Source organism: Dietzia sp. 111N12-1, from assembly GCF_001658045.1.
Classification (GTDB): domain Bacteria; phylum Actinomycetota; class Actinomycetes; order Mycobacteriales; family Mycobacteriaceae; genus Dietzia; species Dietzia kunjamensis.
This window is the reverse complement of sequence record NZ_LSSV01000039.1, coordinates 23,187-32,016: the sequence shown is the minus strand read 5'-3', so window position 1 is coordinate 32,016 and position 8,830 is coordinate 23,187. Positions and strand designations below refer to the sequence as shown.

The 8,830-nt window shown below is 70.1% G+C and carries 7 protein-coding genes; 5 read left to right on the top strand and 2 right to left on the bottom strand.

What is annotated here, in order from left to right; translation table 11 throughout:
• Nucleotides 1-121: 121 nt before the first annotated feature.
• Together AYO52_RS11155 and ramB are read right to left on the bottom strand one after the other, a co-directional pair.
• Nucleotides 122-706 carry a carboxymuconolactone decarboxylase family protein gene (locus tag AYO52_RS11155; RefSeq protein ID WP_067717140.1) on the bottom strand — a complete coding sequence of 195 codons (585 nt, stop codon included), beginning with the start codon at nt 704-706 and terminating at the stop codon, nt 122-124.
• 5 nt (nt 707-711) lie between these two features.
• Entirely contained in the window at nt 712-2,166 is a 1,455-nt protein-coding gene (gene ramB / locus AYO52_RS11150; RefSeq protein ID WP_067717137.1) for an acetate metabolism transcriptional regulator RamB, read from the bottom strand.
• A gap of 194 nt (nt 2,167-2,360) precedes the next feature.
• Between ramB and aceA the strand changes: the two genes are divergently transcribed.
• The 5 genes from aceA (at nt 2,361) to AYO52_RS11125 (ending at nt 8,745) form a co-directional block, all read left to right on the top strand.
• The gene (aceA, locus tag AYO52_RS11145; protein ID WP_067717135.1) at nt 2,361-3,650 is read left to right on the top strand and encodes an isocitrate lyase; all 1,290 of its coding nucleotides are present in this window, start codon (nt 2,361-2,363) and stop codon (nt 3,648-3,650) included.
• A gap of 135 nt (nt 3,651-3,785) precedes the next feature.
• A complete protein-coding gene (locus AYO52_RS11140) occupies nt 3,786-4,703 on the top strand; it encodes a 3-hydroxybutyryl-CoA dehydrogenase (protein ID WP_067717132.1) in 918 nt (305 codons plus the stop codon).
• Between the two features lie 4 nt (nt 4,704-4,707).
• Nucleotides 4,708-7,083, top strand: a complete 2,376-nt coding sequence (gene metE / locus AYO52_RS11135) for a 5-methyltetrahydropteroyltriglutamate--homocysteine S-methyltransferase (RefSeq protein ID WP_082923955.1) — start codon at nt 4,708-4,710, stop codon at nt 7,081-7,083.
• A gap of 55 nt (nt 7,084-7,138) precedes the next feature.
• Complete coding sequence (locus AYO52_RS11130) at nt 7,139-7,447, top strand: hypothetical protein (RefSeq protein WP_067717129.1); 309 nt, start codon at nt 7,139-7,141, stop codon at nt 7,445-7,447.
• A gap of 89 nt (nt 7,448-7,536) precedes the next feature.
• Nucleotides 7,537-8,745 carry a DUF445 domain-containing protein gene (locus tag AYO52_RS11125; protein ID WP_067717127.1) on the top strand — a complete coding sequence of 403 codons (1,209 nt, stop codon included), beginning with the start codon at nt 7,537-7,539 and terminating at the stop codon, nt 8,743-8,745.
• Nucleotides 8,746-8,830: the final 85 nt, after the last annotated feature.

The following is an 8,830-nucleotide window of genomic DNA, read 5'->3' as shown; positions in this document are numbered from 1 at the left end:
CTCACCTACTGGCGGAACCTCTAAGTCCGGGTGGGGTGTGCTGGTGCCTTGTACGGAGTATGCGCCGAAGCTCGGCAGGCCGCGGGGTGGAGCAGGCCGCGGCGGGGTCAGGCGCGGCAGGTCAGCGGGGGCGGTCCGGCTGGACCCGGAGTGCGTGCAGCGACGTGGCCAACCCGTCGTACTGCGCCACCAACTGCACCAGCCCCACCAGTTCGGACGAGCCGAGGTGCGACGAGAGCCCGGCCCACGTGTCGGCGGAGATGTCCTTGGTCTGCACCAGCTCGTCGACGGCGGTCAGCAGCACACGCAGCCGGTTCGGCCACCCGGCGGTGGCGGGGTCGGCTGTCGTGCGGGTGATCTCGTCGTCGTCGAGACCCACGCCCGCGCCGATCCGCTCGTGGTGGGCCCGCTCGTACGCGCTGCCCCGCAGGTGCGCGACGCGCAGGATGACCAGCTCGGTGGTGCGGCGGTCGAGCACGCCGAACGGCATCATCATCCCGGAGTAGGCGAGCCACGCGGGAAAGAGCCCGCGGGCGTGGCCGAGGGTGGCGAAGAGGTTCACGTCGCGCGAGCCGGTGACGCGTGCGCCGAGCCGGTTGACGGCCCAGCCGAACGGGCCGAGCTCCCGGAAGCCGCCGGGCCGGATGCGGGGGACCTGCGCGGCGGTGCCGTCGTGGCTGTCGCTGCTCTCGTGGGGCTGGCTCATGGCCGTCAGGGTAGGCCAGCGGTCCCGCCGGGGGCGGACGGTTGGTCGAGGAGATACGGCGAGAGCGAGGACCGGTGTGCGTCCACCCGCAGCGCGTGGTTGAGCGGCGGGAAGGCCCGCTGCGGGCACGCGGGGCGGTCGCACATGCGGCAGCCGGAGCCGATCTTGGTGGCGGCGTCGACGTCGTCGAGGTCGAGGCCCTGCGCGTACACGGTCCGGTGGGCGTGGCGGGCCTCGCAGCCCAGGCCGATGGCGAACGTCTTGCGCGGCTGGCCGAAACGCATCGGACGGGTGGTGACGGTGCGCGAGACCCACAGGTGGAGGCGGCCGTCGGGCATCTGCGCGACCTGCCGCATGATCTTGCCGGGGAACGAGAACGACTCGTAGATGTTCCACAGCGGGCACGTGCCACCGGAGGTCGTGAAGTGGAACCCGGTCGCGGACTGCCGCTTGGACATGTTGCCGGCGCGGTCGACGCGCACGAAGCTGAACGGCACCCCGGCCGCGCCCGGTCGCTGCAGGGTCGACAGGCGGTGACACACCGTCTCGTAGCCGGTGGCGTGGAAGGCCATGAGCCGCTCCACGTCGTAACGGAAGTCCTCGGCGGTGTCGAGGAAGCGCTGGTAGGGCATGAGCACGGCGGCGGCGAAGTAGCTGGCCAGGCCGCGCAGCGCGAGCGCGACGGCGGCGGGGGAGCTGAACGAACCCTCCTCGACGAGGCTGTCGAGCAGGTCGCGGTGCTCGAGGAAGGCCAGCTCGGAGGCCACGCGGAACGCCTGCTGGCCGGGCGTGAGGTGGGCGGACAGGTCGAGACGGCGGTCCTCGGTGGAGTAGCGGTGCCACAGCCCGTCGGGCAGGTCGACGCGGCGGGCGATGCGGACCCCGTGGGCCTCGGCCAGGCGGTGTTCGAGCTCGGCGCGGACGTCGCCGCGGTTGAGCCGGATGCGGGTGGTGAGATCCTCGGCGGCGGTGTCGAGGGAGTCGATGTAGTTCTGCCGTTGGTAAAAGTAGTCCCGCACCTCCTCGTGCGGCATGGACAGCACCGAGCGGTCGACCGAGGTGTCCGGGACGTTGCGGGTCTCGGTCAGCGCGGCGAGCAGGTCCGCGGAGTTGCGGTAGCGCTGGTGCAGGAGCATGAAGGCACGGGCGAGCGCGGGGTGCGCGCGGACGAGGTCGACCACCTCGGCGGCCGGGACCTCGGCGGAGAGCTGCGTGTCGGTGAGCGCCTCGGTGACCGCCGCGATGAGCCGGGTGTCCGAATCCGAGGCGAAGAACGCGGAGTCCACGCCGTAGACCTCGGAGATCTTCACCAGGACCCGGGAGGTGACGGGGCGGGCGTCCTTCTCGAGTTGGTTGAGGTACGACGACGACAAGCCGAGCGACTGCGCGAAGGCGGCCTGGGTCAGGCCGTTCTCCTCGCGCAGTCGGCGGAGTCGCGATCCCATATGTGAGGCCGTCATCGGCTTTCCCTCCGAGGTCCGTGGCGAGCCCCACAATCTTCGCAAACTTTGCAAAGAAGGCAAAGAAACTCGCCACATTCGCACTTGTCGCAGGTAGACGCGCTGCCTGCCATGTGGCATTGTGTCTCCAGTAAGGGGCCGTAACTCGCAAGAGTGCGAATCCGGACCCGCCCCCGAGACAGAAAAGAGTCGCGATGTCGAACATCGGCAAGGCACGTACCGCTGAAGAGATCCAGCAGGACTGGGACACCAACCCCCGCTGGAAGGGCATCACCCGCAACTACACGGCCGAGCAGGTCGCGGAGCTGCAGGGCACCGTCGTCGAGGAGCACACCCTCGCCCGTCGTGGCGCGGAGATCCTCTGGGACAAGGTCAACAACAAGGACTTCGTCAACTCCCTCGGCGCCCTGACGGGTAACCAGGCCGTCCAGCAGATCCGTGCCGGCCTCGAGGCCGTGTACCTCTCCGGCTGGCAGGTCGCCGGCGACGCCAACCTCTCGGGCCACACCTACCCGGACCAGTCGCTGTACCCGGCCAACTCGGTCCCGACCGTCGTCCGCCGCATCAACAACGCACTGCTGCGTGCCGACGAGATCGCCCGCATCGAGGGCGACACCTCGGTCGAGAACTGGCTCGCCCCGATCGTGGCCGACGCCGAGGCCGGCTTCGGTGGCGCCCTGAACGCCTACGAGCTGCAGAAGGCCATGATCAACGCCGGTGCCGCCGGTGTGCACTGGGAGGACCAGCTCGCGTCGGAGAAGAAGTGCGGCCACCTCGGTGGCAAGGTGCTGATCCCGACCAACCAGCACATCCGCACCCTGACCTCGGCCCGCCTCGCCTCGGACGTCGCCAACGTGCCGTCCGTGATCATCGCGCGCACCGACGCCGAGGCCGCGACCCTCATCACCTCCGATGTGGACGAGCGTGACCGCCCGTTCATCACCGGTGAGCGCACCGCCGAGGGCTTCTACCACGTCAAGAACGGCATCGAGCCGTGCATCGAGCGTGCGAAGGCCTACGCCCCGTTCGCCGACATGATCTGGATGGAGACCGGCACCCCGGATCTCGAGTACGCCAAGAAGTTCGCCGAGGGCGTCAAGGCCGAGTTCCCGGACCAGCTGCTGGCCTACAACTGCTCGCCCTCCTTCAACTGGAAGGCGAACCTGGACGACGAGACCATCGCCAAGTTCCAGAAGGAGCTCGGCGCGATGGGCTTCAAGTTCCAGTTCATCACCCTGGCCGGTTTCCACTCGCTCAACTACGGCATGTTCGATCTGGCCCACGGCTACGCCCGCAACCAGATGACCGCGTTCGTCGAGCTGCAGCAGCGCGAGTTCAAGGCCGCCGAGGAGCGTGGCTTCACCGCCGTCAAGCACCAGCGCGAGGTCGGCGCCGGTTACTTCGACCGCATCGCCACCACGGTCGACCCCAACACGTCCACCGCGGCGCTGAAGGGCTCCACCGAGGAGGGTCAGTTCCACTGACCACCGGTCGACCCCACACGGTCGACGCAGTAACAGCGTGAACACACCGGGGGCCGCGGCCGTCTCGACGAGGCGGCCCGGCCCCCGGTGGTGTCTCCACCCTCAAGTTCCCTCCTCCCGAAGGACCCTGGACAGATGAACAGCTCCCGCGACGGCGCCGACCCGGGGCGGATCACCCGCGTCGGCGTGGTGGGCGCCGGACAGATGGGCGCCGGCGTCGCCGAGGTGTGCGCCCGCGCGCATCTCGACGTCCTCGTCTGGGAGTCCACCCGGGAGCTGACCACCAGCGGCCGCGCCCGCATCCTCGACTCCCTGGACCGGGGAGTGTCCTCCGGCAAGATCACCGCCCGCGAGCGTGAGCAGGCCGCCCTGCGGTTGCGTTTCACCACCGACCTCGGCGACTTCGTCGACCGGCAGCTGGTCATCGAGGCGATCGTCGAGGACACCGACGCCAAGACCGCCGTGTTCCGCGAACTCGACGCGGTCGTCACCGACCCCGACGCCGTCCTGGCCTCCAACACCTCGTCGATCCCCATCATGAAGCTCGGCACGTGTACCGCCCGGCCCGAGCGCGTGATCGGTATGCACTTCTTCAACCCGGTTCCCGTGCTCCCGCTCGTCGAGCTGGTGAGCACCCTCGAGACCGGGGCCGCGGCCCGCGACCGGGCACAGGCGTTCGCCGAGCAGGTCCTGGGCAAACAGGTCGTCCACTCCGCCGACCGCGCCGGGGCCGTGGTCAACGCCCTGCTCGTGCCATACCTGCTCTCCGCCATCCGGATGGCCGAGTCCGGGTTCGCCACCCCGGAGGACATCGACAAGGCCATGGTCCTGGGCTGCGCCCACCCCATGGGGCCGCTCACCCTGGCAGACCTCGTCGGCCTGGACACCATCAAGGCGATCGCCGACTCGATGTACACCGAGTTCGCCGAGCCGCTGTACTCGCCGCCGCCGCTGTTGTTGCGGATGGTCGAGGCGGGCAGGCTCGGCAAGAAGAGCGGCCACGGTTTCTACCGCTATGACGCGCCGCGGGCGATGGCACGCGCCGCGCGCTGAGATCATGTCGTCGTCGTCGTCGTCGTCACAGTCACCGCCGCCGTCGTCATCACAGCCACCGTCGTTGCCCACGCCGCCGCACCTCGAACCCGCCCGCGCCTCGTCCGTCCTCGGGTACCCGCGCATCGGTCCGCGTCGCGAGCTCAAACGCGCGCTCGAGCGCTACTGGCACGGTGACGGTACCCGGGCCGAGCTGCTCGCCACCGGCCGCAGACTCCGCGACGCCACGTGGCACGACCTGCGCGCCACGGGCATCACGCAGATCCCCGGCAACACCTTCTCCTTCTACGACCACATCCTCGACGACGCCCTGCTCATGGGCGCGGTCCCCGCGCGGTTCCGCGAGCTCGTCCGCGACCTCGGCCCGGTCGACACCGTCTTCGCGCTCGCCCGCGGCCGCGCCGACGTCCCGCCGCTCGAACTGGTCCCGCTGCAGGGCACCTCCTACCTGTACCGTCAGCCGGAGTTCGACGAGTCCTCCGAGCTGGGGCTGCGGCCGGACGAGCTGCTCGCGGAGGTGGCGCGGGCGCGGGAGCAGGGGTTCGAGATCAGGCCCGTCGTCACCGGCCCGGTCTCGCTGCTGCTGCTGAGCAAGGCGGCGCCCGACGCCGCGCCGGGATTCGCGCCGATCGACCTGCTCGCCCGCCTGCTCACGGAGTACGAGGCGCTGCTGGGCGTCCTGGCCGGAGCCGGCGTGACGTGCGTGCAGTTCGACGAGCCGTGCATGACGATGGAACGCACCTCCGACGAGATCACGGCGTTGCGCCGTGCCTACGACCGGCTGGCGGCTGTGGCGACGCGGCCGCGCATCCTGGTGACGGGGCAGTACGGCGACCCGGGGGAGGCGCTGTCGGCGCTGGCGGCCACCGGCATCGAGGCGATCGGCCTGGACCTCGTGTACGGGCGGCGGTCGGCGGCGGACCTCGCGGCCGTGCCGGGGCTGCGCGGCAAGCGCCTCTACGCCGGTGTGGTGGACGGGCAGAACGTGTGGCGCACCGACAAGTTCGCCACCCTGGACTACCTGCGTGACCTGCGGGCCGTCTTCCCGGACGTGGTGGTGTCGACCTCGTGCACGCTGCTGCACGTGCCGTACGACGTGGCCGCCGAGTCCGACCTGCCCGCCGAGCTCGCGGACTCACTGGCGTTCGCCGAGCAGAAGGTCGCCGAGGTGGTCTCGCTCGCGCACGCCCTGGTCGACGGCCCCACACCGCGATGGCGCCGGTTGCCGGTACTGCCCAGCGCGCGCCACGACGACGTGCGGGCGAGGACCGCCCGGGTCGACGACGACGACAAGGTCCGCGTCCCCTACGCCGAGCGGGCTGCCCGGCAGGCCGACCGGCTCGGACTGCCCACGCTGCCGACAGCGACGCTGGGCTCGTTCCCGCAGACGCGGGAGATCCGGCGTGCCCGCAGGGACCTGGAGGACGGGCGGATCGACTACGACAGGTACTGCGACTACCTGCGCGCCGAGATCGCCTCGGTGATCCGGCTGCAGGAGGACATCGGCCTGGACGTGCTGGTGCACGGCGAGGTCGAGCGCAACGACATGGTGCAGTACTTCGCCGAACTGCTCGACGGGTTCGCCGCCACCCGCAGCGGCTGGGTGCAGTCCTACGGCTCGCGCTGTGTGCGGCCGCCGATCCTGTACGGCGACGTGGCCCGACCCGCGCCGATGACCGTGGAGTGGACCGGGTACGCGCAGTCGCTGACCGACCGGCCGGTGAAGGGGATGGTCACCGGCCCGGTGACGATGCTCGCGCGGTCCTTCTGCCGCACGGACCTGGCACTGCCCGAGGTCGCCACGCAGCTCGCGCTGGTGGTGCGCGACGAGGTGGCGGACCTGGAGGCGGCGGGGACGGCGATCATCCAGATCGACGAACCCGCCATCCGGGAACTCCTGCCGCGCCGCGGCGCGGACCGGCGCGCGTACCTCGACTGGGCGGTGGGCACCTTCCGGCTGGCCTCGGCCGGGGCGCGACCGGACACCCAGATCCACACTCACCTCACCTACTCCTCGTTGCAGGAGATGAAGGCGGCGATCGAGGGACTCGACGCGGACGTCACCGCGATCGTCGCGACGCGGTCGATCGAGTGGGTACTGGAGGCCCTGGAGGACCACACACTGACCCGTCAGGTCGCGCCCGGGGTGTACGAGTCACGGTCCGGGTTCGTCCCGGACATCGACCTGCTGCACTCGAGGCTGCTCCGGGCGGTGGACGCGGTGGGGGTGGACCGCGTGTGGGCGGTGCCGGACGGGGGGCTCAAGAGCCGTTACACCTGGCAGTTGGAGCCGAGCCTGCGCAATCTTGTCGCCGCCGCGCGGCGGATCCGACGGGCGGTTGCCCCGGATCCCCGGGGTTCCAATAAGATCGGACACTGAAGCAAGTCTCGGGTCACGGGCCCGGGATCGGTAGTTGAGAGAAGAGGACGACATCATGGCCGGTCAGACGCTCGAGCACACTGGTGCCGCCATCGTCGAGGAGTACTACCCGCCGTACGCGACGGAGGTCGCCCCCACGTACCCGCTGTACTCGACCTCGATCTACGTGGGGTCTGTCATCCTCCTGCTGAGCATGAGCATGCTGGGCCTGCCCATCACCGCCATCGGGTACTACACGGAGAACGCCGGGGTCTCGCTGGGGCTGGTCATCGCGGCCGTCGTGGCGACCACCGCCGTCTTCCTCCTCGGGCTGTTCATCTGCATGTACGGCTTCCGTAAGCACGGCCGCGAGGACGCACACTGACGGTCGACCCGGTCGTGGGTGCCGGCGCGCCCGCTCTCAGGGCGGGCGACCCGGCGACCGACGCCGAGCGGAGGTCAGCCCTCCGTCGTATGAAGATGGTCGCGACGGGGTTCCTCGTCGTGGCCGGACTGGTCTATCTGGTCGCGGAGTACGCGCTACACAACGGCGCCGACCCCTGGGTGGGTTACGTCCGCGCCGCCGCCGAGGCGGGGATGGTCGGCGGGCTGGCCGACTGGTTCGCTGTCACCGCCCTGTTCAAGCACCCGCTGGGGATCCCCATCCCGCACACCGCGCTCATCCGCAAGAAGAAGGACCAGCTGGGCACCTCCCTCGGCGGGTTCGTGGGGGAGAACTTCCTCGACCCCGAGATGGTGAGCGAGAAGGTCCGCGGCGCCCGCATCCCCGAACGCGCCGGTGAGTGGCTGGCCGAGGACGACCACCGCGCGATGGCCTCGGACCAGGCCGCCAAGGCCATCCGTGCCGTTCTGGCCGTGCTCCGCGACGACGACGCCGTCGCGATCATCGAACGCACCATCGTCGCCCGCATCGCCGAGCCGGAATGGGGGCCGCCGGCCGGTCGGATCCTCGCCGAGCTCCTCGATGAGGGACGCCATCTGCCGCTGATGGACCTCATGGCCGACCGCGCCCACGGCTGGGTGGAGGCCAACCCCGAGACCATCGACCGCTGGGTCCGCGAGAAGGCCCCCACGTGGGCGCCCCAGTTCGTCAACGAACTGCTCTCCGAGCGTGCCTACCGCGAGCTGCGCGAGTGGACCTGGCAGATCAAGGTCGACAAGCAGCATCCCGTGCGGGTGGCGCTGATCGGGTTCGTCGAGGACTTCGCCCGTGACCTCCAGCACGACCCGTCCACCATGGCCAAGCTCGAGACGTTCAAGCACGAGGTCATGGGCCGCGACGAGGTGCGCCGCGCCGCCGGATCGGCGTGGGCGGCCGCCAAGCGCATGATCGTCGAGGCCACCGAGGACTCGTCGTCCACGCTGCGGGTGAAGATCGACGATCTCCTGGGCCGTCTGGCCGACATGCTCGTCGGGGACGGGAAGATGCGGGCGCGCCTCGACGACTACATGACCCGCACCGCTCGCTACGTCGCGGAGAACTACGCCGGCGAGGTCACCTCGATCATCTCCGAGACCGTCGAACGGTGGGACGCCGACGAGGCCTCCGACAAGATCGAGTTGCTCGCGGGCAAGGACCTGCAGTTCATCCGCATCAACGGCACGGTCGTGGGGGCCCTGGCGGGGCTCGTCATCCACACCACCACCGAGCTCATCTTCTGAACCCGGCCCGAGTCTGATCCCGACCGGCCTGTGTGACCCATCGCACCGCATCGCCGTACACATAGCGCTTGCTGTAGCAAGCACT

Excerpts from the sequence above, each read along its gene's own strand:
- AYO52_RS11155 (WP_067717140.1), bottom strand. The coding sequence starts at position 706 with ATGAGCCAGCCCCACGAGAGCAGCGACAGCCACGACGGCACCGCCGCG.
- AYO52_RS11125 (WP_067717127.1), top strand. The coding sequence starts at position 7,537 with ATGAAGATGGTCGCGACGGGGTTCCTCGTCGTGGCCGGACTGGTCTAT.
- AYO52_RS11130 (WP_067717129.1), top strand. The coding sequence starts at position 7,139 with ATGGCCGGTCAGACGCTCGAGCACACTGGTGCCGCCATCGTCGAGGAG.
- metE (WP_082923955.1), top strand. The coding sequence starts at position 4,708 with ATGTCGTCGTCGTCGTCGTCGTCACAGTCACCGCCGCCGTCGTCATCA.
- aceA (WP_067717135.1), top strand. The coding sequence starts at position 2,361 with ATGTCGAACATCGGCAAGGCACGTACCGCTGAAGAGATCCAGCAGGAC.
- ramB (WP_067717137.1), bottom strand. The coding sequence starts at position 2,166 with ATGACGGCCTCACATATGGGATCGCGACTCCGCCGACTGCGCGAGGAG.
- AYO52_RS11140 (WP_067717132.1), top strand. The coding sequence starts at position 3,786 with ATGAACAGCTCCCGCGACGGCGCCGACCCGGGGCGGATCACCCGCGTC.